The sequence below is a fragment of the Deltaproteobacteria bacterium genome (assembly GCA_019308905.1).
GTDB lineage: Bacteria > Desulfobacterota > BSN033 > WVXP01 > WVXP01 > JAFDHF01.
In genome coordinates this window covers 1-25,256 of sequence record JAFDHF010000050.1, presented here as the reverse complement: position 1 = coordinate 25,256, position 25,256 = coordinate 1, and the positions used below count along the sequence as shown (strand labels likewise).

At 57.9% G+C, this 25,256-nt stretch carries 18 protein-coding genes; 16 read left to right on the top strand and 2 right to left on the bottom strand.

The features are described 5' to 3' along the window. The first annotated feature begins 3 nt into the window (after positions 1 to 3). The 9 genes from JRJ26_14975 to JRJ26_14935 all read left to right on the top strand — a co-directional run bounded on the left by JRJ26_14975 (position 4) and on the right by JRJ26_14935 (position 16,465). Complete coding sequence (locus tag JRJ26_14975) at positions 4 to 291, top strand: hypothetical protein (GenBank protein MBW2058791.1); 288 nt, start codon at positions 4 to 6, stop codon at positions 289 to 291. A gap of 105 nt (positions 292 to 396) precedes the next feature. Next, on the top strand, positions 397 to 1,398 hold the full coding sequence (locus JRJ26_14970; protein MBW2058790.1) for an NAD(P)-dependent alcohol dehydrogenase: 1,002 nt from the start codon (positions 397 to 399) through the stop codon (positions 1,396 to 1,398). 269 nt (positions 1,399 to 1,667) lie between these two features. After that, a complete protein-coding gene (locus JRJ26_14965) occupies positions 1,668 to 2,690 on the top strand; it encodes an amidohydrolase family protein (protein ID MBW2058789.1) in 1,023 nt (340 codons plus the stop codon). Between the two features lie 134 nt (positions 2,691 to 2,824). Then, on the top strand, positions 2,825 to 3,664 hold the full coding sequence (locus JRJ26_14960) for a bile acid:sodium symporter family protein (protein ID MBW2058788.1): 840 nt from the start codon (positions 2,825 to 2,827) through the stop codon (positions 3,662 to 3,664). A 59-nt stretch (positions 3,665 to 3,723) separates the two neighbouring features. After that, positions 3,724 to 5,418, top strand: coding sequence for an FAD-dependent oxidoreductase (locus tag JRJ26_14955; GenBank protein MBW2058787.1), 1,695 nt, complete (start codon positions 3,724 to 3,726; stop codon positions 5,416 to 5,418). Positions 5,419 to 5,914: 496 nt separating this feature from the next. Next, positions 5,915 to 6,157 (top strand): hypothetical protein, encoded by a 243-nt coding sequence (locus tag JRJ26_14950; protein MBW2058786.1) that lies wholly within the window; start codon positions 5,915 to 5,917, stop codon positions 6,155 to 6,157. A 195-nt stretch (positions 6,158 to 6,352) separates the two neighbouring features. Further along, positions 6,353 to 7,033 (top strand): lysophospholipid acyltransferase family protein, encoded by a 681-nt coding sequence (locus JRJ26_14945; GenBank protein MBW2058785.1) that lies wholly within the window; start codon positions 6,353 to 6,355, stop codon positions 7,031 to 7,033. A gap of 617 nt (positions 7,034 to 7,650) precedes the next feature. Next, positions 7,651 to 15,690 (top strand): SDR family NAD(P)-dependent oxidoreductase, encoded by an 8,040-nt coding sequence (locus JRJ26_14940; protein MBW2058784.1) that lies wholly within the window; start codon positions 7,651 to 7,653, stop codon positions 15,688 to 15,690. Between the two features lie 13 nt (positions 15,691 to 15,703). Beyond that, the gene (locus JRJ26_14935; GenBank protein MBW2058783.1) at positions 15,704 to 16,465 is read left to right on the top strand and encodes a 4'-phosphopantetheinyl transferase superfamily protein; all 762 of its coding nucleotides are present in this window, start codon (positions 15,704 to 15,706) and stop codon (positions 16,463 to 16,465) included. 320 nt (positions 16,466 to 16,785) lie between these two features. Here JRJ26_14935 and JRJ26_14930 read toward each other — a convergent pair whose 3' ends face one another. Together JRJ26_14930 and JRJ26_14925 are read right to left on the bottom strand one after the other, a co-directional pair. Beyond that, a complete protein-coding gene (locus JRJ26_14930) occupies positions 16,786 to 17,235 on the bottom strand; it encodes a hypothetical protein (protein MBW2058782.1) in 450 nt (149 codons plus the stop codon). 84 nt (positions 17,236 to 17,319) lie between these two features. Next, positions 17,320 to 17,820, bottom strand: coding sequence for a rubrerythrin family protein (locus JRJ26_14925; protein MBW2058781.1), 501 nt, complete (start codon positions 17,818 to 17,820; stop codon positions 17,320 to 17,322). Between the two features lie 158 nt (positions 17,821 to 17,978). Here JRJ26_14925 and JRJ26_14920 point away from each other — a divergent pair, with 158 nt between their 5' ends. The 7 genes from JRJ26_14920 to JRJ26_14890 all read left to right on the top strand — a co-directional run. Then, on the top strand, positions 17,979 to 18,746 hold the full coding sequence (locus tag JRJ26_14920; protein MBW2058780.1) for an IclR family transcriptional regulator: 768 nt from the start codon (positions 17,979 to 17,981) through the stop codon (positions 18,744 to 18,746). Between the two features lies 1 nt (position 18,747). Then, positions 18,748 to 20,616 (top strand): 4Fe-4S binding protein, encoded by a 1,869-nt coding sequence (locus tag JRJ26_14915; GenBank protein ID MBW2058779.1) that lies wholly within the window; start codon positions 18,748 to 18,750, stop codon positions 20,614 to 20,616. Positions 20,617 to 20,729: 113 nt separating this feature from the next. Then, entirely contained in the window at positions 20,730 to 21,356 is a 627-nt protein-coding gene (locus tag JRJ26_14910) for a 2-oxoacid:acceptor oxidoreductase family protein (GenBank protein MBW2058778.1), read from the top strand. Then, a complete protein-coding gene (locus JRJ26_14905; GenBank protein ID MBW2058777.1) occupies positions 21,356 to 22,729 on the top strand; it encodes a CoA-binding protein in 1,374 nt (457 codons plus the stop codon). Before JRJ26_14910 ends, JRJ26_14905 begins: the two co-directional genes overlap by 1 nt. After that, positions 22,713 to 23,387, top strand: coding sequence for an acetate--CoA ligase family protein (locus tag JRJ26_14900; GenBank protein ID MBW2058776.1), 675 nt, complete (start codon positions 22,713 to 22,715; stop codon positions 23,385 to 23,387). The genes JRJ26_14905 and JRJ26_14900 overlap by 17 nt, the downstream gene beginning before the upstream one ends. 225 nt (positions 23,388 to 23,612) lie before the next feature. Next, the gene (locus JRJ26_14895; GenBank protein MBW2058775.1) at positions 23,613 to 24,245 is read left to right on the top strand and encodes a corrinoid protein; all 633 of its coding nucleotides are present in this window, start codon (positions 23,613 to 23,615) and stop codon (positions 24,243 to 24,245) included. A gap of 103 nt (positions 24,246 to 24,348) precedes the next feature. Continuing rightward, positions 24,349 to 25,256, top strand: a 908-nt coding sequence (locus JRJ26_14890) for a monomethylamine:corrinoid methyltransferase (GenBank protein ID MBW2058774.1), incomplete at its 3' end; no start/stop codon positions are given.

Here is a 25,256-nt window from a genome sequence, read left to right as displayed (position 1 = left end):
AAAATGAAGAAGATGGTCAAATTACGGGCAGTTTTCGTATTGGTTTTATTGGTGGTTTCTCCCGTCATGGCCCAGGGGAAGAAATGGGAAAAGCTGACGGATTTTCAAAAGCGCCTGAAGCCAGCGCGTCTTCCCATGGTGCAGGCGGACTATTCCGGCAAACCGCTGCCTGCTGATCCAAAATTTCTGGCCGATCGTCTGGCGATAATAAATCATGTGACGGCCTATTCTTTTCTCATTGATGAAGGGCGCTGGGAGCAGTGCCAAGAATACCTGTTATCTCGGAATTGAGCCAAAACAATTCCTGATGAATGTTCAAGAAACGCACAAAACCCGCGCAACGGCTTCGGATCAAGACAGTGTACCCGGACCAAATCTTGTAGCGGAGGAATAATCATGAAAGCCTATCGCTTGTTTGAATGGAAAGAGCCGCCAAAGTTCGTAGATATTCCCGTTCCTGAGCCAGGCGCGGGGCAGGTGCGGCTCAAAGTGGCGGGCAACGGTATTTGTCAGTCGGATTTACATCTAATTCATGAATGGGAAGCCAGCCCGCCCCATTTGAAAATAGAATTACCCATGACCATTGGCCACGAAGTGGGCGGCTGGATCGACAAACTGGGCCCCGGCGTGAGTGGCTTCGAGCCAGACCAGGCCGCCATCGTGACCATCGCAGGATGCGGCCATTGCCGCTACTGTGCGGCGGGTTGGAATAACTACTGCCTGAACAAGGGCAAGCAGGTTGGGATGGGACTTGACGGCGGTCTGGCCGAGTACGTGGTTGCCCCGGCCGGTGCGGTGGTGCCGGTAAATATCGATCCGGCCGAAGCGGCGCCGCTCACTGATGCGGCCCTGAGCTCCTACCACGCCGTGAAGCGGGTGCTGCCCTTGTTGACCGGCGGGACCACCGTGGCCGTAATCGGTGTGGGCGGTCTTGGACATCTGGCTGTTCAGGAGCTGAAAGCGATGAGCCCGGCGCGCATCATCGCTTACGATTTGAGCGATTCGGCGCTGGAGTTGGCCAAAGAACTTGGCGCCGATGAATGCCGAAGATCGGAAGACCCCAATTTCGAAAAAATGAGCATGGAAGCGGTGCTCGATTTTGTGGGTGCCGGCGGCACCATTGCATCAGCAACCAGAATGATTAAACCGCTGGGACACATCGCGGTTGTAGGCCGGGGTCCCGGATCGTTTGAATTCACCCATCATGCTCTTCCGTATGGTGTGATGTTGAGTACCTCCTTTGGAGGAAGTAAATCCGAACTGTTGGAGCTTATCGGTCTTGCAGAAGCAGGGCTCTTAAAGCCGCATGTTACCCGGTTTAAGCTGGAAGAGGCGGAAGTGGCGCTTGGTAAATTAGCTAAAGGACAAATCGTCGGGCGTGCTGTAATCGTACCATAGTGCGCCTGGATTTCTCCTCTACAACAGTATCGATAATGTCTGTTTGCGTCGTGCTTGTCCCCGGTCCACTCGAAAACAGTGAGGAAAGCAAAACAATCAAAACAAGTGTTTTCTGTCTTTTTGCCTTTTTGTTCGTTTTCTTAGCCTGATAAACGAATGAAGAGAGCTTGATTCATTGCCGTGCTCTACGAAGAGTGGCCGACTTTTTCATGGCCTAGTTGATAGGAGAGTACAACCCAATCAAACCAGAAAAAGGAGGGTCAAGAAAAATGAAAGAGAAAATTCCATGCAAGGTTGAAAGGCGCGAGTTTCTCAAGACTGCTGGCATTGCTGCTGCAGCGGGCGCGGCAGCTATGATTCCGGGAACCCTTTCGGCTGACGCCCCTGCCGGAGATCCCGGCAAGAGCAGAAAGAAGTTCAAGGTCATCGACTTCCGATGCCGTCCACCCCTGAAGGCATTCCACGGGCTGTATAAGATGCGCCTGGGCTATATCGCTGAGCGCCCTACCTATCTCGGCAACCCGGCAACCCACGGGAGGGTTCCTGAATGTGTCAAGCGGTTCGAGTCGTCCGGGGCTATGGCACTTTGGTGGAAGGAAATAGATTCTACGGGAATCGAAGCCGTTGTTGTGGCCGGCCGCTACATGGCAGGAGAACAGGGGAGCATGGGATACAAGGAGTTGCTCGAGTACGAGAAAAAATACCCTGGACGTTTCTATGGCATAGCACCTGTGAATCTGGATCAGCCTGTAGAGAAGTCAAAGGAAGAGCTGCAAAAAGCGCTGGACAGCGGAATTAGGGGAGCAACTGTCGAGCCCGGTTATCGGATGGCGGGCGGCCCGACCACGTACGATGACATTTCGCTGTACCCGATCTATGAAGTCATGCAGGACAGCGGGAAGATCCTGCAGGTCCAGACAGGTGCCTTTGCCGATCCCAACAACTGGGACAAGCCCAACCAGATTTGGCGGATGGACAGCGTGATGAAGCAATTTCCCAGGCTCAGGCTGGTGGTGGGGCACGGAGGCTACCCCCGCATCACCGAAATGCTGGCGCTTGCGCTGAAGTGGCCGAGTGTAACGATCAGTTCGGACGTTTATACCTTCTGGCCCGGGGGGCAGCTCTACCAGGAGAATATCGAAATGCTCCAGGATCAATTCGTGTACGGATCCGCCTATCCCTTCGGCAATTTCGACACCACGCTGAAACAGACCCTCGCCCTGCCCCTTGCCGACAGGGTCATGGAAAAGTATCTCTATCTGAATGCCAAGAGACTACTGAACCTGTCGTAAAGGGCAAGGCGTTTTCGTCGGATTGCTGAACCCGGAGGACGGCAATATCGAAAAGAACAGCGTCGATGCAGGCCTCGAATTTGTCGTGGCGGGGGTGTTCACCCCATCCTGAAATACCGCCTGGGAGAAAAGATATGAGAGAGACTCTGGAGATGCTCTTCCGAATTTCCGTGTTGACCTTCGTGATCGGAAGCATGATCAGCATGGGGCTGAGCCTGACCGTCCGCCAGATTCTGGGGCCTCTGAGGAACGCCAGAGTTGTTGTGTTGTCCCTCATTGCCAATTTCGTCCTGGTCCCTCTTTTCGTGTATGGCATGTTGGCGGTCATTCCGGTCCCCGAAGGGGTGAAAATCGGTCTGATCCTGCTTTCCCTGGCGGCCGGCGCGCCCTTTCTGCCGAAGCTGGCGGAAATCGCCAGAAGCGATGCGGCCTTTTCCATCGGGCTGATGCTGCTGCTCATGGTGGTCACGATCTTCTACCTGCCGGTCATGCTGCCGTTCCTGTTGTCGGGTGCCAAGATAAGTTCCTGGGCCATCGCCAAGTCCCTGATCCTCCTGATGCTGATACCGCTGCTTGCTGCGCTCTTTTTCCGCGCGCGCGCCGAGGCCGCTGCGAAACGCCTCCAGGCGGTATTCACCAAGCTGAGCAACATCGCGCTGATCGTGCTGGCGGCGACCCTGATTATCCTGAACACGAAGAGCCTGATCGCCATGGTGGGGCCGAGCCTGATCGCCATCGTCCTCCTGCTGATAGCGGCCATGCTCATCGGGTATGGACTTGGGGGACCGGGCCGCGACGGGCGCGTTGTCCTGTCTCTCGGGACGGGCCAGCGGAACATATCGGCCGCCATCCTGGTGGCGGCGCAGAATTTCAAGGACCCGGAGGTGACCCTGACGATGGTTGCTCTGGCCGTCATGGGTCTTGTCATCATGCTTCCTGTCGCGGGCAGGATGGGGAAGCGGGCTTCCAGATGAAGAGCGAGTTTCAAGCTGGGCTCGAGAAAGACAAATAAAGAGAAGAGAAGGAGACAAACATGGGCAAGAGATATTTGGTCGTGGGAGGTGTGGCCGGCGGCGCGTCAGCGGCGGCCAGGCTGAGGAGACTGAGCGAAGAAGATGAAATTATCATGTTCGAAAGGGGACCGCATGTGTCGTTTTCGAACTGCTGCCTCCCTTACTATCTGAGCGGCACCGTCAAGAGCGCCGAAAATCTGCTCCTGATGACGCCCGAGAAATTCAAGAAACAGTACAAGATCGATGCCCGGGTCAACCACGAAGTCGTCGCCGTCGACAGGGAAGCCAGGGCTGTGGAAGTCAAGAACCTTGTTACCGGGGAAACGTATCGCGAGACCTACGACAAACTCATCCTCTCGCCGGGCGCCCGTCCAGTTGTTCCGCCCATCCCAGGGATCGAAAAGGCCCGTATCTTTACCGTCCGAAACGTAGTCGATATCGAGAAACTGCACGGGGGTATAGAAGAGATCAAACCGACCCGTATCACCATCGTCGGTGGCGGATTCATCGGGATCGAGGTGGCGGAAAACCTCGTGGAGGCGGGTCGCACGGTCTCCCTTGTCGAGGCCCTGCCGCAGGTGCTCAACCAGTTTGACGGAGACATGGTTCAGATCCTTCACAAGGAGCTCATCGACAACGGGGTAGACCTTACGGTGGGGGATCGGGTTGCCGCCTTCGACACCGACGAGGTGATCCTCGAGTCGGGCAAGAAATTCACCTCGGAGGTGATCGTCCTTGCCATAGGTGTGACGCCCGAGAGTGACCTGGCAAAGGAGGCCGGCCTGAAAATCGGCAGGACCGGCGCCATCTGGGTCGACCATAACTACAAGACCAGCGATCCGGACATCTATGCCATCGGAGATGCCATCCAGGTCTACAATCCCGTGATGCGGGATTACATGACCCTGGCGCTTGCAGGTCCCGCCCAGAAGCAGGCCCGCGCCGTTGCCAACCATGTCCATCACATCCCCGTCAACTATCCAGGATACATCGGTTCGTCGGTCGTGAAGGTTTTCAACTACAACGGAGCCGCCACGGGACTCAACGAACATGCCCTGGCAAAGATGGATATAGACTACGACTTCGTAAAGATCGTCCCCAAGGACAAGGTGGGCCTGATGCCGGATTCGGAAGAGCTCCATTTCAAGCTTATCTTCGAGAAGCCGACCGGAAGAATAATCGGGGCGCAGGCCATCGGCCGGGGAAACGTGGACAAACGGATCGACGTCATCGCCACGGCCATCACCGCCAAGGCCACCATCGACCACCTGAAGGACCTCGAACTCTGTTATGCCCCGCCCTTTGGCACGGCAAAGGACGTGGTCAACATGGCCGGCTACGTGGCCTCCAACGTCCTGCACGATACCTTCAAGCAGGTCCAGATAACCCGGATCCGTGAGCTGGTGGAGGCGGGCGCCTTCATCGTCGACGTCAGGGAAGAGGAAGAATGGAATGCCGGGCATATCGCCGGCGCACGGCACATTCCCCTCTCAGAGTTGAGGGAGCGTGTTCGCGAAATTCCGAGAGACGAACCGGTCTACCTCCACTGCCGGTCCGGGCAGCGGTCCTACAACGCGTGCCTGTTCCTGCAGCACTTGGGGTATGACAAGGTGTACAACGTCTCCGGCGGCTACATCGGTCTCTGCTTCAATGAATACTTTACGGACAAGACGACGGGGAGAAAACCGATTGTGACGGCGTACAATTTCAACTGAACGGACAACCCGCAGGAGACGGCTCCGCTCGGCGAAATCTTCGTTTTCGCGGAGCTTCTAGGAACGGGCGGGGATTGTATAATCCGGAATAGAAAGCGGGCTTTTCCGGTTTGTGAAGATAGAGAAAGAATCAGTACATGGAAGTGGAAAAAAATAGGAAACATCAAATGAAAAGATCCAATTAGGAAGTTCTTGATCTCTGCACCATGGTATGAAATACTGGAGACTGTTGAACGAAGCATTGCAGAATGAGCCGGTGGTGGGACGAAACCGTGTTGTTTTCACGCAGTCAAGACGGCTCGGTTTTGAAAAGGGAAAAAACCTTTGATCCCACACCTGAACAAACGGAGATTCTCACCGAAGCCGCGAAAAGGGGCGAAGCCATATACTCGGCTTTGACGTTCTCAAAACCCGATAGATTCAAATATCGGCCTGACCGCCATTGATATCCTAGCATGAAATCGTTAATTCAGATACCAATGGATGACGACGTTTTGTGACCTGTTACAATTCCAGTGAGGCAAAAGGACACAGGGAGCGAAGCCGGAAACGGATCCAGGGGCTCCAGCAGGGACTGGAGGCCGTGGGGGATGCCGAGGAAAAATCCAACACCAAAGCCGTCCGGGCCTTGAGGCCCCATTCCGCAATGGGCCGGTACGTCAATGAGCTTCCAGGGGGCAAGCCCAGAATAGACCTCTGGAGGGAAGACCGCCGTCGCAGCCACGTCCTTCTGTGCTGATTGGCCCTTTTTCTGGTCCGGAAGCTTGAGATAGAGACCGGGCAGGGCTGGGACACGATGCGTGAGTTCCCCCAGAGGCTACATATCAAGGAGTCTCGTTCGAAAGACGGCCGTGTATTTCAGAGGAGTGAGCTCACCAGGGAATCACTGGTACTGCCAATAAAGGATTTGACAAGGAGTTTTCCTGCCCCGTCGATGGATTCATTCAAATACATGATCCTGTATCGATTGATTCCCCTGGGTTACTACCTTCTGCGCTTCTACCTCTCTTTTGTCAGGGTCAGGGTGACGGGGGAGGAGATCGCCCTCGGGTGCCTGGCGGATTACGGGCGTTTGATAGTTGCCGTATGGCATCAACGTTTCCTGCCCGCCCTTGCCTATGTCACCAAATTCAGGTATTTCAAACCGATCGTCATGATCAGCCCGAGCAGAGACGGGGAGCTGATGGCAAGACTCGCCGGACGGCTGGGACTCGTACCGGTGAGAGGCTCCAGCTCACGGGGGGGGACCACTGCCCTGAAAGCCATTATGGAGGCGTTGAAGAAGTACCCTGCCGTCATACACATCGTGGACGGCCCCCTGGGTCCCAAAGGGATCGTCAAGCCAGGCATTGTGAGCATGGCCCAAGTATCAGGGGCCGTGATCCTGCCTGTCATCGTATCGGCTGACAGGGCCTGGATCATGGGAAGCTGGGACAGGTTCCTGGTGCCCAAGCCATTTGGTAATGTGACCATCCAATGGGGGCAGCCGATTGTCGTGCCCAGGAACTTGGATTCCGCTCAGAAATTCGAAAAATTCAGGAGAGAGATAGAGAAGAGGCTCAGGGACGGGCACGCTGAGGCCGATCTGAATGCGGGTTGGAACCACCCCCTGTAGCCTTTTTCCGATCCTCTGCCGTCACATCCCTTTGGCACCGTGCCAGACGCATGGGCAAATCGCTCGTCATATGCCGGATTCCCGAATATCACCCCCAGATCCTGGACAACCCGGCCGGGACGAATCCCACCATGGAGGAGGGGGAGAGAAGAAGGTGAAACCGAACCTCGCTGTGCCGAAATAGCTTGAAAGTATCCGGCAGCCGTGTCTATCTAAAGAACGGTTTGCATTGCTTGCAAAGCCAATGTGGCCGGGCCTTTCCCGGGTAGGCGGAGGCGCGAGGGTTTACGGAGCAAGGTGGCCGATGGTAGGATATGGGAGCGGGTCAGGCGTCGGTTCGGCTCCAAAGTCCATTTCTCTGTTGACACCGTTTATGAGTTGGCTTTGGGCTATTTGGATCTCTCTTTTCGCTTTGAGCTTCACTATATGTGACGGATGAGCGAGATGCGTCTTCGGATGGGCATGGCACCTGAGGTGATGTTATCGATGGTCGTTGATGGTGTCGACTCTGGCCGGCGCGACCGGATGCTGTTGCTGGTCTGGAGTACTGGGCCAAGGTTTCGGCACAGATGGGTCAATATTTGGTCTAATAACCTGATTAAGAGAGGTATCCAACTTTGATCATATCCGGAAGACCCACATTGGCTTTCCTGTGGCGTGCCTGTGAGATAAGCGGTTCGGTGGTCAATGCGGCCCGGGAGACCTCCACGAGTGCCATATTCGACCTCGGCCCCCACCCCACGGGAGATACGGCAAAGGCCCTCAAGGCCGCGGGGGCCGAAGATATGAAGATAACGGCGGAATACCTGATGGATCCCTCGGCGGAGAAGTTTATCCGGGAATCAGGTGTGACTACCCTCTGGGTCGAATACAATCCGGTACTCGAGAGCTTCTCTCCCCAAGAATTCATCAAGAGGTTGGGGGAGTTGTCATCCCTTCTCGGGTGTATCCCGGTAAGCGGGGACCTGGAATTCCTTGCCCTCGCCGTCAGCTCAGGACATCCTCTACAGGGCGTGGCCCTCAAAGGTGCCGAGGCCGCGGGTTTTACGGGTAGAGAAACAGCAGGAATCCTGTACACGTTCCTGAGGGAGACAGCAAGCCGGGAGTCTCTCGGGCCCGGGCTGATCCTCTGGGGAGGCGTGGCCACGCCCGAGGCGGTGGCGGCGTTTCTATGCACCGGCGCAAGGGGCGTGGTTTTCGAGAGCCTCCACTGGCAGACAGACCTTGTGCAGGCAGACCGTAACCTGAAAAAGCGGCTCTCAAAATTTCGCCCCGAGCACACCACCATGGTGGGCGCTGACATCGGAGTCCCCTGCCGTTTTTTTGACAAGGGCAACTCCCCGGCAATCAAGGAGCTGAAGAAATACGAGGCCTCCCTTTTCAAGGACCGTGTAACGGACGATGACCGCCGCGCCTTCGCCCTCAGGGTCAAAGAGGCTGTCAAACCTGCCCTTGAAAGCGACCTGGACAGGCGGGACCTTGTCTTCTTGGGACCCGAGGCTGCCTTTGCCGAGGCTTTCGCCGAGCGGTTCGGCCGCAACACCTTCCAGGCACTGGCGGCCTTTGTGGAGGAGATCGAAGGGATTTTGGAGAAAGCCCCGGGAAAACTGGATGGATTGGTGAAAAACAGGGCTGCCGATTCCCTGGGAACAAGATACCCTTTCATTCAGGGCGCCATGAGCTGGATCAGTGACATACCCGAATTCGCCCTGGCCGTATCGGAGGCGGGGGGGCTGCCCACCATCGCCCTGGGACTGAAAAGCCGGCAGGAACTGGAGGCGGACCTGGATCGCATAGAGGGTGTCATGGGCGGAAATCCTTACGCGGTGAACCTTGTCGCCCTTCCTGAAAACCCCCATCTCCGGGAGCAACTCGACTGGATAGAGGAGAAGCGCCCTCCCTTTACGGTCATCGCGGCCGGGGACCCCGCACGGGCGGCCCGGTTACAGGAGAAGGGAATCGAGACGATCTATATCGCATCGAACGAGGACCTCATTCGCCTTGCCGCAGAGGCCGGTGTCCGTTTTATCGTCCTGGAAGGGAACGAGGCCGGAGGGCATGTGGGAGAGCACTCGACCCTTACCCTGGCACAGATCGCACTGGAACTGAGGCGGAGGGAGCCGTCCGTTTTCAAGGACAGATTCCTGGTAATCGCCGGTGGCATTTTCAACAGGGAGACCGCCTTCAGGGCGTTCATGCTGGGGGCCGACGCCATCCAGATGGGAACGGCTTACGTGGCCACCAGGGAGATAGTGGAGACCGGGGCGCTCGACCCCCTGTACCAGCGTCTGATAGTCGGTTCCCGCCCCGGCTCCACAAGGGTCTCGGGCGAGAGCATCGGTCTCAGGGTCAGATCCCTCAAGACCCCTAAGATGGAGGCCATCGGAGCCCTTGAAAGGGAATGGGTTTCGGGCCGGCACGACGAAGCCTCCTTTCGCAGACGCCTTGAGGCACTGAGCACAAACAGCCTGCTCATCGCCGCAAGGGGTATCAAACGGCCGGGTGGCTCCGCCATGGACGAAGAGAGTCGCATCCGCGAGGGACAGTTCATGAGCGGCGCAATATCAGGTGTTGTTAGCCGTGTGCTAACCCTATCTGAGTTTCACCGGGATTTGGCAGAGGGCCCCCTTGAACTCACCAAACCAGCAATAAGAAGCGGTCCCGCTCCGGCTGCGGGTCTCATGGTCAAAGCGGGAAAAGACCTGGAACGGGTGGCCATCACCGCAATGGCTCTGGTTAATTCACTGGGCAACAGCCCGGAGGAGATCTGGGAAGCCTGCCTCGCCCTCAAGAGCGGGATAACCACGGTGCCGTCTTCAAGATGGGACCACGCCCTCTATTATGATCCCGACCCGCGTGCCCGGGGCAAGACTTACTGCAATGCAGGAGCTTTTCAGAATATCAATATCTCGCGAAAGGAGCTGGGTATTGCGCCTCAGGATTTCCGCTCCATGTCCGATTCGACAAAACTGACCCTCTGGCTTGCTGAAAAGGTCATAAGAGAATCGGGATTGCTGGAATCCGGCATTCCCAGGGAACGGATCGGGGTGATCGTTTCCCAGAATTCCGGGGAGACGGCCGCAACGATCACCGACCTGGTTCTGGATGTTTACAACCATGATATCGTCCGGTCCGTGGGAGATATCATCCCCATGGAGCCGGAGCTGGAAAAGGCGGTCAAGGAGAAGATCATGTCGGGCCGTCTTACGGTGGACGACACCACCCTCCTGGGCCGACTCAACTGTGCGGCAGGCGGCTTCATCTGCAACAGGTACGGGCTGCAGGGTCCGAGCTACTCGGTCTCGGCCGCCTGCGCGACCAGCCTTGTGGCCTTGTACAGCGCCATACAGATGATCAGAAACGGGATAATCGATGCGGCAATAGTGGGCGGAGGGGAAGAGGAACTCCACCCGTCCCATTACCTGGAGTTCTCGGCCCTCAAGGCGCTGGCCGGCCTTTCCGGTCTTGAACGGCCCGTCACCGAGAGCAGCCGGCCCTTTGACACCACCCGCGACGGCATGGTCCTCGGCGAGGGCGGGGGCATGATAGTGGTGGAGAAGGCATCGGTTGCGGAAAGGCGGGGTGTCTTCGTACACGCCTATATTACAGGAATCGGCGCGAGCAACAACGACCGAGGCATGGTGGAACCACTGGCCGAGACCGAGATGATAGCCATTGGGGCCTCTTTCCGGGATGCGGGCTATGGTGCTGATAATGTAGACCTGGTGGAATGCCATGCCACAAGCACCGTCCAGGGGGACATAGAGGAGGTCAAGGCCCTAAAGGAGTTCTTTCCATCCTCCTGCGGGACCGCGCTCAGCTCCTTCAAATCCCAGATCGGGCACACACTCGGTGCCTCCGGCATCAGCAGCCTCATCAGGGGGATAATTGCCATGAAGAGCGGCATATTCCCCCCCACTCTGAACTACCGAAATCCTGATGCGAGGATAGGCCTGGAGGCAGCCGGCTTCCATGCCCCTGTCCAGCCGGCCGAATGGCCCCGGAGAGGTGGCAGGCCACGGCATCTGGAGGTGAACGCCTTCGGTTTCGGCGGGGCCAATTACGTAGTCCAGTTGGAAGAGTCGATGGAAGCCTCGGGCCGTGTCATGATCTCTCCCGAGTCGCCAGTGAGACCTGAAAGCCGGGAGTCGAGGGTTCGGGATGGTGATGTCTCGATCCCCGGCGTTTCATTTATTACCACGTCCCTGGGAGGGCTATCCTATCGCTTGGGCGTGGTAGCGGCCGACGAAGGGGAGGCCAGTGCCAAGATAGAGTCTCTTGCTTCCATGGAACAGAACACCCTCCCTTCGGGCAAGGCTCTTAGGGCAATGGCACGTCAGGGAATATTCGCTGCGGGGGCCGAGGAAAAGGCCGAAGGGCTCGCATTTCTTTTCACGGGCCAGGGATCCCAGTACGTGGGCATGAGCAGTGAGCTCTACCGGACATTTCCGGAGATCCGGAGATGGATGGACATGATTTCCGAGGTGGCCGAATTCGATCTGCTCGACCTCCTTTTCAATTCTACGGAGGAAAACCTTCAGAAGACGAGGTGGCAGCAACCGGCCCTCTACACCATGGAATACGCCATAGCACGGTACCTGATCTCCATGGGAGCCCAGCCTCGGGCCATGGCCGGACACAGTCTGGGAGAGCTGGTGGCATTGAGCATCGCCGGGGTCTTCTCCCATGCCGACGGCTTCCGCATCGTTAACAAACGGGCCCAGTGCATGGACAAGGCGGCAGGGCTCCGGGGAGACCCGGGTACCATGATCGCGGTGGACGCGCCAATGGCCTACCTTGAAGAAAAGGTGGAAGGCCGGGAAAACGTATACTTCACCAACTACAACTCGCCTCACCAGGTTGTTCTGGGCGGGGACACCGAACCTGTCCTGGCCCTCATGGGGGAGATCAAGGGTGACGGCCACAGGGCCACCCAACTCAAGGTGAGTATGGCCTTTCACTCCCCCCTCATGAAGGTGATCCATGGGGAGATGGCTGCATTCGTGGCTGATATCCCCTTTCACCCTCCCCGGATTCCAGTGATCTCCAACACAACCATGGAGCCCTTTCCCGACGATCCTGACCGGATACGTCAGATACTCATGGCACACCTGGAATCTCCCGTTCGCTGGATGCAGAACATCAGAACGCTCCGGGACGATTTCGGCATCGGGCACTTCACCGAGATAGGCCCCAAAGACACGCTCTGCAGCCTCGTGTCGGAGATCCTTGAGAACGCGGTCTGTTTCCCAACGTGTATGCCGGATGGAGAAGCGTACGCCTTCCGCTCGGGCGTGGCCCGGCTTTACGCACTCGGGCATCTCGCCTTTGAAGGTATTCCCATGTCGCTCGGAGCGGATCGGCGGCCCGGCCATGAGGCCGCGCCCCCGGGTCGACCGGGTATCGCCCCAGGCGCACCTCCCAGGGACCGGATGGTGGCCATCGTGCAGCGTGAAATCAATGCCTTTGTGCTGGAATCCTTTGGTAGGATTCTCAAGCCCCAGATCGCCGAGGCCATAAGGCGTGAACTCGATCCACGGTTCACCCCGGAACAGCTCGACAGGATACTTGAAGAGACTCTCAGACATTCAACCGCGCCGGGTCCCCCGACACCCATTCCAACTCCGATCCCGGCCCCTGCCGGGGCAGATGAATCTGCCGGAAAAAGGGATGCCTCCGCCGTGGCCCTTGGCCCGGGATCTGAAAGGGTTCCCGAACCCGTCGCCCGGACTCCCCTGGAAGATGGTAAGGGGGATGTGGACTACCTGGAGAAGGTCATCCATATAATCATGAGCGCGACCGGTTATGAACGGGACGAGATCGAACCCGACATGGATATCAGACAGGATCTCGCCATACGGTCGAGTCGTCTCCCCGTGATCATGGACGAAGTGGAGCGAGAGTTCGGAATAACCGTCAATGTGGAGGATTTCATCGGTCTTAACACCGTGAGGGAGATTGCCGGATGTATAGAGAACCTCGCGGAGCACGGAGGTGCGGAGGGAGGGAGGGAAAAACCGCCCACGGGCCCCAGCACCGCTTCCGCCCGTCCCGTGGAAGGGGGACGTGAATCCGAGCCAGAGAGAAAAGCGGCCCTCAAAGGTGTCTCCCGGAAGGAGGAAGCAAAGGAGGAATGGATCCACAGGATGGTCCTCGAGGAAGCGGCAATCTCCCCTTCCCCTTTAACCCCTGTCACTTTAAAGCCTGGCCGGGAGGTGGCCCTCATCACGACGGACTCTGGTTCCTCCCTTGCAGCCGAACTCTCCGGTCTGATGGAAGAGAGGTTCGGAGCCAGGACGATTCTGCTGGATTGTTCGGGACGGAGCGGAGTGGGCGACACATTAGAGCTGCGCACTTCCGGTGGAGCGCAACGGGCCGCGAAGAGGCTTGCGGAAGCAGGATCCCTGGCTGGTCTAGTCCTGGTCCTGGAGGGTGGAGATGGAAAAGCCCTTCCATCAGGGACAGCGGATGTTTCCGCCTTTCTCACCGGTTTCTTCGGTTGTCTGAAGAGTCTTCTGGGTTCGGAAAACAGGGCCTTCTGTATGAGTCTGGCCAAAGATGTCCGACACGACTCCGCCGAAATGGTGTGTGCTGAAGGTATCATCGGTATGCTCCTTGCCGCTGCACAGGAGTATCCCTCGATGCTTTTCAGGAGCGTGACATTGGATGGTCGGACCGATCTTAGAGGTGCCATGGATCTCGCTCTTGACACGTCCAACCCGATCATAGAGTTGATCTTTCATGACGGGGAGGCCTTCTCGATCAAGGCGGTCGACGAGCCGCTCTCCCTCGAGGACAGGTCGGGTATAAGGCTGGGCAACGGGGACGTGGTGGTAATCTCGGGCGGAGCAAGGGGCGTCACATACCATATCGCCCGGGCGCTGGCACCTTTCAAGCTCCGACTCGTGCTGCTGGGCCGGACTGAATTGGACACGGCCGCCGCATACGGAGCACTGCGCCGTACAGGCGGTCCCGGCGAAAAGGCGGTGGGCCGGTTCTTCGAGAAGAGAGGGATAACTCCTGGAGTGGACAAACCCGGAAATGATGGACCCGGCGCCCGTGCGGGACTGGAGATCGCCCGAAACGTTTCTCGGCTTTCCGTGCTGGGCCTCAGGGTCTCCTACCATTGCTGTGACGTATCCGATCCTGAAAAGGTGGCCCGCACCCTGAAACAGGTGGTGAAGCAGTACGGCAGGATCGACGGGATCATCCACGGGGCCGGAATTATCAGGGACGCCTTCGTGGAGTCCATGACGCCCGAGGACTTCAGAAGGGTCGTGGACGTCAAGCTCCTGGGCGCCTGGAACCTGTATTGCGCGTCAAGGGAAAACGGCCTCCGATTCTTCGCCGGTCTATCTTCCCTCGCGGCGATTCAGGGTAACGTGGGGCAGGCCAACTACTGTGCCGCGAACCGGTCCCTGTCCGCTCTGCTGCGCTCTCTGCCGGATTCTCCCAGTGGTCTCGTTTCCAAGGCTTTCATGTTGCCTCCCATCGTGGGAACGGGCATGGCCGAAGATCCGGAGGTCAAGGCACTCATGAAACTGAAGGGTCTGGAGCCAGCATTTGTTCACGCGGACGAACTGGCCCAGATGTTCTGCCGTGAGCTTATCCTGGGTCCCCCGCAACGGTGCTGGGTCATACCGGCCCGTACGTTTCCGGGCGTCAGGGGAACCCTGGTGGAACCCTCCGAACCCGGGGAAGTGGATGGGGAGGTCTCTCCGGGCGGCGTTCGTTTCGAGCAGAGGGACTTTCCCATGATCCATACGATTGACCACCTCGACCTGAAAGAGGGGGAGATAGTGGCCACCCGGAACTTTTCACGGGATTTCGACCTATGGGTCGAGGATCACAAACCCTTCAAGTTCCTCAAGCATCCCCTGGTCTCGGGGATCATGGCCGTGGAGACTATCTTGGAGGCCGCCCAACTCCTGTACCCCCACCTGAGCGTTCTTGGTGTGCGGGGGCTGAGGTTCGAGGACATCCTGGAGTGTCCACCGGGCATTGATCGAGATGCACGGATCACATGTCGGAGACAGGATGGACCGGGCCCGGAGGTCACGTGTGATGTCCGGTTCTCAAGCGCCGATGTATCCCCTTCGGGAAACATCCTCGACCGGTGGTCCACGAACTACCGCGGGGAGGTCATCCTTGGTCCGGGACCCGCACCACTGCCCGCATGGCCGGGTTTTGAGATCAGGACCTCTGATCTGGAAACACGGGCCGTGGAATCGCGCGAAATCATTGAAAACTACGAAAAACATACCGGCCTTGCCGGTCGCTATCGTGTCCTGCATTCTATCCACGGAACCGGTGCCGGCGTGGTGAAGGGAGAGATGGTCTACCCTGGGCAGGAGGACATGGCAGGGATGGAAGCCGCCCGTTACCTGTATCCACCCTATCTCCTGGAAGCGCTGATGCATCTATTTGCGTTCCATGCCGCGGCCCGGGCTGAGGAACAATCCTGGAACCTTATTCCGGCAGGCATGGAAGAGATGCGTTTCTCGCGTCCCGCCCGAAACGGGGAACGCTTCACCCTCGAGGCGAGACTCCGATCCCGTGACCGTAAGGGTTGCACATGGGATGCGAGGGCCATCGATGAGAGTGGCACCACCGCCATGCAAGTCCTTTCCGTGCGCATGAATCGGTTCGAGCGATAAGGGGTGATAAGGCATGGATACTGGAGGGGAGACAGTTCGGCGCGACGTGGGGAACACCCCCAGCGCAGAGGACGCCATACGCGTCCTGCCCCGCCGGATCCTGGGGACGGCCGTGGTTTTCGGTTCCGTTGCATTCGCCTCAGCCGGATGGAGCTCCGGACCGGCCGGTCGCCGCCTTGCCCTCATGCTGTTGCGTACCATGACTCGGCTCGGCCCTTTCCTGACCGGCTTCCGGGGTGAAAGGGGTTTCACCATTGGGAAAAACGTTCTCGGAATGCCATACCTTCAGTATGTGAACGGGCCGCCTGGGCCGTCGCTCTCCTTCAGCCACGGTGACGGACGCCTTTACGGGGCCATGTGCGGCGGGGGATGTGTGGGAATCGATGTGGCCTTTCCAGAGGAGTTTTCGGGTCAGTATCCCCTTTGGCGGGCGTTCGGACCGGAAGAGCTTGCTCGCGTTCTGAATCTCTCAAGTCACGATACGGCCACGGCAGCCGCCCTCATATGGTCCGTCAAGGAAGCGGCCGTCAAGGCAACGGGAACGGGTTTCAACCTCACTGATCCCCTGAGCGTACGGGTGGGGCCTCCCCGTGCCGTGGAATGGGGGATTCTTTTCGAGGTATGGGCCGAGGAACCCATCAAGGTCCGGGCAGCAAAGGAAGGGAGAGGCTGGCTGAGCCTGGCCGTGGCGCGGCCCCCTCATATATCCCCCCCCCTGACGATCCATACAATCACCGGAACCCTGTCTCCCTCCCAGCAGCCACATGAAAGATGACGCCGCATGTCATGAATGTGACCTATCATGGAGAATGCGGTTTGTTGTGATTCTTTTCGCGATTATCAAGGCCAAACCTTTCTTACGCAATACAATCCTTGGCTTCGCACGTCCCCGGTGTAAGGGATTTGTAAGTTCACCTCGGGCGCTCCCGCGCAGGCCGACAAGGCGATCCGTGCCACCTAAGCATCTAGGGGGCAGTGCCGCGTGATGGAACGCACCACGGACACCGGATTTACCATATTGGAAGATCCCGGCACAGCCCTATCAGCCCCCTTCTCACTAGGACTGGCAGAGAGAGATTTGTCGACAGAGGAGCCTTACCTGCTCCGTCTGAGGACCGGCCCGCCGAGATTGGGATCGTCGATCTGGACGATAATCCTTGAGGTCTTCTGTTTCCGGTACCGCCTTTCGTAGATCGAGTAGGTGACAAGAGAAGTCGCTGCCAGGTACGCCCGGACCGTACCGGCTTCATCCCTGATTTGAAGGGTCCTGTACCCTTTGACGATGGTGTTCAGACGGTTGATGTATTTCTCAGGAGTATCCCTGCCGATCCGGTGCGTAAAGTAGGTGTAGAACATGACGACTTCCATGCCGTCATCGGGGATGTCGAAGAGCACGGCGTAGTAAAGAGGGTTGCTTTCATGGACCGTGACCTCATAGATCCGGTCAGGTATGGATCCTGTTTCGACCCTCGTGGGGGCGATGTATTTCTGGCAACCAGTCAGGGCCAGGGCCATCCATGCCAGTAGAAGGAATCTCGTTTTCATGTTTCTTTCCTCCATGCCGAAAAAACGCCGACTTGGTATAGAATCTATCAGCTTTGCCCGACCGGTTTCAAGGGTCCCGCCTCGTTACACGGGTTTGAACGCGGTTCGGGGAGCCTTGCAGACAGGACAACTCGAAGGGACTCCCCCCGCGACGACAAGGCCACAGTTTGTACAGAGATAATAATCTTCGGCCTCGATATCCCCGCCCCTCTCAAGATCTTCGAGAGCCTGCCCGAGCAAACCGAAATGGGCCCTTTCTGCCTCCCGTATCCACGTGAGGCTCAGCACGGCCTCTGTCCTGTCTTCTGCCCGAGCGTCCTCGATGAATCGGGGGTACATCCTGAAGAAGTCTCCTTCCTCTTCCTCGATTGCGAGTTTTAGGCACTCCTTGGTCGACCGGACGCCCTCGAGTGCGGCAAGCTGATTGAGAGCATGAACTGTCTCCCCCTCAGCCGTGCCTCTGAAGAGACGGGCGATATTGGGAAATCCCTCCTCTTCGGCCTGCCTTGCAAAGGCCTTGTACCTCATATGTGTTTCGCATTCATCGCGATACGCTCTTTCGAGATTCTCCCGTGTATTTGACATCCCGTATGCCCTGTCCTTGGAAGTAGAGAGGCCTAAATGAATTTTAGCACTCTCCGCCTTGCCGTGGCAATGTGTGGTGGACTCGAGAAAAGACCTTGACAGGAAAACGAAGACCGTAGTACATTACGAAATAGATTTCGTATAGGGAGACAAAGCCCTTGAAACTCCTTTCTTCTGTCCAGAAGGCGCTAAGGGTGTTGCGGACCTTTTCGGCGGATAATCCTGAGCTGAGCCTCACCGAGATAAGTCAACGCTTGGATTTGCACAAGAGCTCGGTCTTCAGAATACTGGCCACCCTGGAGTCCGAGGGTTTCGTCGAGAAAAACCCCCTTACGACCAGATACAAACTGGGCTTGAGACTGCTCGAGCTGGCCAGCAGGGTCGTGGGCCGTTACGATTTGAGAGATATGGCCAGGCCCTACATGGAAGAACTGGCACGGGAGCTAGAGGAGATCGTCCATCTCTCGATTCTCGATGGCAAGGAGATAGTGTATCTAGAAAAGAAGGGGGGAGGGCAACCTCTTACCGTAGCGACCAGGGTCGGCGGCCGGAGTCCGGCACATGCATCGGCGATGGGAAAGGTGCTTTTGGCTGGAGTGCCGGAAGATGAGCTGGCCGACGCCCTCGGGCCGGGTCCCCTTGCCAGGTTCACTCCCTCGACGATAACCGAGATTCCAGACCTTTGCCGGGAGCTTGAGAAGATAAGGGGTCAGGGCTTCGCCGTGGACAACGAGGAGACCTTCCCTGGAATCAGATGTGTGGCGGCCCCCATACGAAACGGAGAGGGAAGGGTGATTGCGGCCATAAGTGTAACTGCTCCAAAACAGAGAATGGGGAACCAGCGGATAAAGGAGATCCAGAAGAGAATCGTAAAGACCGCTCGCCTCATTTCCGAGCGGATCGCCATGAGCAGATTGGGAGAGTGAGATGTCGGTTAGCGAAAAAGGGAGGGAAGATGACCATAGAACAGAGCTTCTTTCCGGAAATCAGGCTATTGCCCGGGCTGCGATCGAAAGCGGTGTAACCCTGGTGACCGGTTACCCGGGCACACCGAGCACCTACGTGATAGAGACCCTCCTCCACACTCCAGGACTGGGATTCAGAGTCGAGTGGGCCATAAACGAGAAGGTTGCCTTTGAGCTTGCCACCGGGGTTTCCTGGGCCGGGCTCCGGAGCCTCGTTACCATGAAGATGTCGGGCCTCAACGTGGCGGCCGACGCGTTTCTTTCGGTTCAGTACAGCGGTACCAGGGGGGGACTGGTCCTCTATGTAGCCGATGATCCGAACGTCTACTACGGAATGGTGGAGCAGGATTCAAGGTACTATGCCCGGCTGGCAACGGCCCCCATGCTGGTCCCGGCCACGCCCCAGGAGGCCTTGGATTATACCAGACGGGCCTTCGACCTCTCCGAGCAGGTGGGATGCCCGGTCATGATACTTGGCACGACTACGCTGGCCAACACCTCCGAGGTGGTCACCACAGGAGAGGTACGGGCGGAGAATCGGAAGCCGTCTTTTTCGTTCGACGTCGCAAAATACGCCAAGGCCGGGCCGGCCGCCTGTATCGAACAGCACAAAGGCGCCCTGAGGGCCCTGGCCCGGTTCGGAGAGCTGGCGGACGATCTCAATCCTCTGACTCTCAATGGAAGCAGGATAGGAGTGATCGCTGCAGGAGTATGCTGGAACTATCTCAAGGAGGCAATGGAAATCTATCACTTCGAGCCATGTACCCTGAAATTGGGGGTCGCCAACCCCCTGCCAACGGAGAAGATAAAGAGCCTGCTGCAGCGGGTCGATACGGTCGTGGTGCTCGAGGAGCTCGAACCGCTTGTGGAGGAGACGGTCATGACGCTTTTGGCCGGTGTGGACCATCCGGTGAGGGTGATCGGGAAGATTCAGGGTCCGCTGTCTCGCACGGGCGATTACAATGTGGATGTGGTCTCCTCGGCTCTCGGCAAGGCTTACGGCGGCAATATCCGGCCACTGGAACAGGGGGATATCGACCGGCGCGCCCGCGCCCTGATTGTCAAAAGACTCAATACGTTCTGCGCCGGTTGTCCTCACAGGGCGACCTACTATGCACTGAACCAGACGGTGGAGAAACTCGGTTACAAGAAGGAAGAGGTAATCATCACAGGCGATATCGGCTGTACGATCCTGGGCATGAATGAGCCCTTTCGATCGTGCTGGACCGAGATATCCATGGGATCGAGCATCGGCCTGGCCCAGGGGTTCAAGTATGCGGGGATCGAGACACCCGTGGTTGCCACCATCGGAGACGGAACGTTTTTCCATGGAGGGATCCCGGCTCTCCTGAATGCCTCGCACAACAGGACCAATCTGACAATCATAATCCTCGACAACTACTGGGCTTCCATGACAGGGATGCAGCCCCATGTGGGCACACGGGACCCGGTCTCGGCAGGGGAGAAGCGCACCGTCAGGATCGAGGAGATCGTCAGAGCAGCGGGGATCGAAAGGGTATGGAGGGTCAACCCGTTCCAGACCAAAAGGATGATGGAGGCCCTGGCGGAAGCCGTCTCTAGCCCTGAGATCTCGGTTGTGGTCGCTGATGCAGAGTGCGCCATCCAGAAACAGAGAAGGAAAAAGAAAGGCGGTTCCCTGAGGGTCAAACCAGATCGATGCGTGGGGTTAGACGCCTGCGAGCATTCGTGTATCGAGATTCTCGGCTGTCCCGCCATCGAGCGCGGTGAAGATGGAAAGGCGTGGATCAACCCTACGGTCTGCACGGGATGTGGTCTGTGCCACCACGTCTGTCCCCACGGAGCGATTTGATGGCTTCGATCCGGATGAACGGCTGATCAGGAGAATGATGGTGGGCCCGAATATGGGTGGTAAACAGCTCCCACGGATCTCCCGCGGCCGTCGGTTTTGAAGGAGGCTGTCTTGTGAGAAGGTACGATCTGGTGATTTGTGGATTGGGAGGCCAGGGAGTCATGACGATCTCCCACGTGCTGGCCGCCGCGGCTGCAAGGGAGGGCTTGAAGGTTAAACTCTTTGAGGGAACGGGGATCTCCCAGAGAGGCGGTGGCGTCTTTGCCTTTGTCAGGTTTGGTGGGAACCAGAGTCCCAAGATCCCCTCAGGCAGGGCCGATGCCATTGTCAGTCTCGAGATGTCTGAAATTGCGAGGGTGATCGGTTACCTGAAGCCCGAAGGGGAGGTGTGGGCGAGTTCCGGAAGGATCGACGGCTACTACACCAGACTCCACCCTGAGCTCTATCCAAGCCAGGAGAGCATCGTCTCCATGGTGGGGTTGAGGACATCCCGCCTTCGAATCATCTCCGCGGACAGGTTGGCCGAGGAATCGGGATCTCCCCGGGCCGCGAACATGGTCATGTTGGGAGCCTTTGCCCGCGGAAGTACAGTCCTTGAAAAGGACTCCATAATCCGGGCGATCGAGGAGACCAACAGGAGGTTTGCCCCCTCAAACCTGAAGGCCTTTCGGGAAGGATACGGATCCGCCGGAGGAGAAGGAGTCGGAGTTTCGAATAATTCCAGGAAGGGAATCGTTTGATGAGCGGGAGAATCTTTGACTCCTTCTTTGCACCCAAGGGGGTTGCCTTTTTCGGGTCGATAAGACCCGGTAAGATCGGCTACGAGATCATCAAGAGCACCAAGGAGGGGGGATTCGAGGGCAGGGTCTATCCTATCAACCCTGCGGGTGGAGAAGTCCTGGGATACCCTGTATACACCTCGGTCTCGGGGCTGCCTGGAGAGGCCGAATTGGCTGTTATCTCCCTCCCCCAGAGGGCGGTCAGCGAGACGATTGCCGAATGCGGTAGCAAGGGTATCAGAGCGGCGGTGATCATCTCTTCGGGTTTTTCCGAGGTTGGGAATCATCAGGCGGAGGAGGAGCTTGTCGCGGTGGCCAAGAAGTGGGGGGTAAGGATCATCGGCCCTAACTGTGCGGGGTTGATGAACCCGTGGGCCCGCCATTTTCCCAGCATCGAGGTCCGCGCCCTTCCAGGACACACGGCCTTCATCACCCAGAGCGGTGCCCTTGGGGGGGCCACCCTGGCCCTGGCAGAGGAGCGGGGGTTCGGGTTCAGCAAGTTCGTCTCTTACGGGAACCGTTGCGATGTGGGCGACATCGAACTGCTCTCCTACCTGGTCGACGATCCCGAGACAAAGGTAATCGTTCTCTACGTGGAAGGGATCGAAAGGGGGCGGGAATTCCTAAGGGTGGCACAGAGGGTGAGCTCGCAGAAACCGGTTGTGGCCATCAAGGCGGGCCGGACCCAGGCAGGCACGAGGGCGGCCTCTTCACACACTGGGACGCTTGCAGGAACCGACGAGATCTATGATGCGGCCTTCCGGAAGTCAGGGATCATCAGGGTCGAAGGGGTCGAGGAGATGTTCGACCTCTGCCAGGCTCTTTCCCGGTGTCCCTTGCCCGGTGGCAAGAGAGTGGTTATTGTGACCAACTCGGGAGGTCCCGGTATCCTTGCCGCAGACCGGGCAGAGAGGTTGGGACTCGATGTTGCCGAGCCTTCGGGTTCCCTCAAGCAGAGGCTGGGTTCCCGCCTCTCGCCTCATGCGTCGCTGAAAAACCCCATCGATCTGACCGTCGAATCGGGGTACGATGAGTATCGGGCCGCCCTCGAAGAGGCCCTTTCTGAGTACGATGCCGCCATCGCGATCAACGTGGCTACACCCTATCTCGACTCCAGGGGGATCGCCCGGGCGGTCATCGATGTGGCCCGGAGCTTTACCAAGCCGATCGTGGCCAGCTTCATGGCCGGCCGGATCGTCCGTGAAGCGGTCTCTATGCTGAAGGAAGCCGGCGTGGTCAATCTCGATACAGGAGAGCGGTGCTCTTTTGTCGTATCAAAAATGGTTGAGAGAAAGAGAAACCTCGAGAGGATCGGCTTTGCACCCCTTGATTGAAAAGGCAAGAAGGGAGGACCGTCATCTCCTGGAGCCGGAGGCTCTCGGTCTTCTGGAAGAGTACGGTATCGTCGTTCCCAGGCATGTGGCTGTCCATTCGGAGCAAGAGGCTCTGGCAGCTGCCAGGGATCTCGGGTTTCCCGTGACCATGAAGATCGTCTCCCGCCACATTCTTCACAAGACCGAGTCCGGAGGGGTCGCCCTCGATCTGCGGGATGAAGACGGGGTGAAAGAGGCGTTTTCCCGCCTGGCTTCGGTCGGGGGTGGGGAAAAGAAGGGCGATGGGTTCATTCTCTATCCCTTTCAGGCTCACGAGGTGGAGCTTGCCATGGGAATGGTGAGGGACGCCCAGTTCGGGCCGGTGATGACCTTCGGCCTCGGGGGGATATGGATAGAGGCGCTTCGGGATCTCGCGTACGGCATCGCTCCTCTTTCGCCGGAAGAGGCCGAGGAGATGCTCCGATCGATCCGGGGCCGTTCCTTGCTCGAGGGACTCCGGGGAAGGGAACCGGCCGACCGCCGTGCGCTGTGTGAGGTACTTGTCCGCCTCTCCCGCATGGCGCTGGAGGAGACGGCGATCAGGGAGATAGACCTCAACCCTGTTTTCCCCCTTTCCAAGGGGTGCTTCATTGCTGATGTCCGCGTGGTCATCCGTTGATCCACGTTCGATGGGGCGATGGTATTTGCCGATGGTACCCGCAAACCCCGAGGCGAGGCTCTAAAATGACCGTGCTCGTGGTTCGTGTCCGTGTGCCGTCAGTACGCACACGAATCACGACCACGAATCACGAACAACGGATCACGAGCACGAACCACGAGCACGAACCACGAACAACGTGGCACGCACGCGAAGCACGGACTACGTACACGAAAGGAGGTAACCATGTCATTGGAAGCGCTTTGCGAGGCTGTGGAGACGGGCGACAGAGAAAGGACCCGGGCCCTGGCTCAGAAGCTGATGGAGGAGGGAGCCGATCCTTTCCAGACGATTTCCTCGCTGACGGAGTTGATGGCCCAGGTGGGGGAGAGATTCTCCCGTCTCGAGATCTTTCTTCCTGAAATGATGAAGTCAGGGGAGGCTATGGCTGCGGCTGTTGAGATTTTCGGCCCCAAATTGAAGGAAGGGGAAGGCGGCAGATCCAAGGGGAAGATAGTTCTCGGCACGGTCAAGGGAGATCTCCATGAGATCGGTAAGAACGTGGTCAAGCTCATGCTGGAAGCCAACGGGTTTGAGGTCAAAGATCTGGGCTACGACGTGGATTCCATGCATTTTATCAAGGAGGCAGATTCCATGGGGGCGGACGTGATTGCGGCCTCCTCTCTTATGACCACGACGATGCCTCATCAGAAAGAGATCATCGACCTCCTGCGGGACCGGGGCATGAGGGACCGGTACAAGGTCGTTATCGGAGGGGCACCCACGACACAGCAGTGGGCCGACGAGATCGGGGCAGACCTTTACTGCTACGACGCGGGTTCTGCCTCCAAGTTGATAGCAGAACTGCTGGAAGGCTGAGTGATAATGGGATCAGAGGCGCTCTCTTCACTCTTTGGAGGGGAGAGGTGATCTCAGGCTTTGTTGCATAACTCTGTTGAACAATCCACGAGGAGGTAGTACCATGTCGACGCCTTATCGCCTCTGGGAGATCCAGGAGAGGTCAAACACGGGCCCCCCTTGCGACGAAGACGAATTCTTGCCAAAGGTATTCACCCCAAAGCTCCAGGAGATCATCGAGAAGTACGAGATCCGGTACGACCCCAAAACGCCGGTGCCTGCCGATGACGGGCTTGCCGACCGGGTTTGGCAGGCGGGATGGGAACTGTTCCGCGAGGTGGGCCTCTACAACACCGATACACACCGGGTGATCAAGGTTTCCGATGATGAGCTCAGGGAGGCCCTATACATGAGCAGCGATCGGTACTGGGTGGGGGCCGGGAAGGACGCAGTGCTCTGGAAACACAGGTCCGTCGAGGACAGGGAGCCGCCCTTCTGTCTGTTCAGCCCCGATTGTACCTGCTCCGAGGAACTCCACTACTCGATGTGTCTGGCATACCTGAAGGAACCCCTCCTGGACGGCTTCTGTGCCCCGATTCTTGAAGATTCCATGGGGCTTAAGATCCGGTCTGCCTCGCCCTTTGAGATCAACGGCTGCACCCAGCATATCTACAACCTCCGCCTGGCTGCAAAACAGGTGGGGCGGCCAGGGGTTTTCCTGGTGGCTGTGGGCACGGCGGAGCATGACAGCGGGCAGATCGCCGTGTCCGATAATGAATGGGGGGTACGGACCACGGACTCACGGATCATAGGTACACTCACGGAGTTCAAGACCGCAGACACCCTCCTCAACCGGGTCGTCCACTGCGCCCAGTATGGCTGTTACGTGGGCAACCTCACTGGTCCTATCTACGGTGGATGGTGCGGCGGATCAGAAGGCGTGGCCGTGACCCTGGTGGCATACAGCCTCAATGGTCTGTGTATTTACGGGGCCATCTACAATCAGCACTTCCCCTTTCACTTGAACTGGGG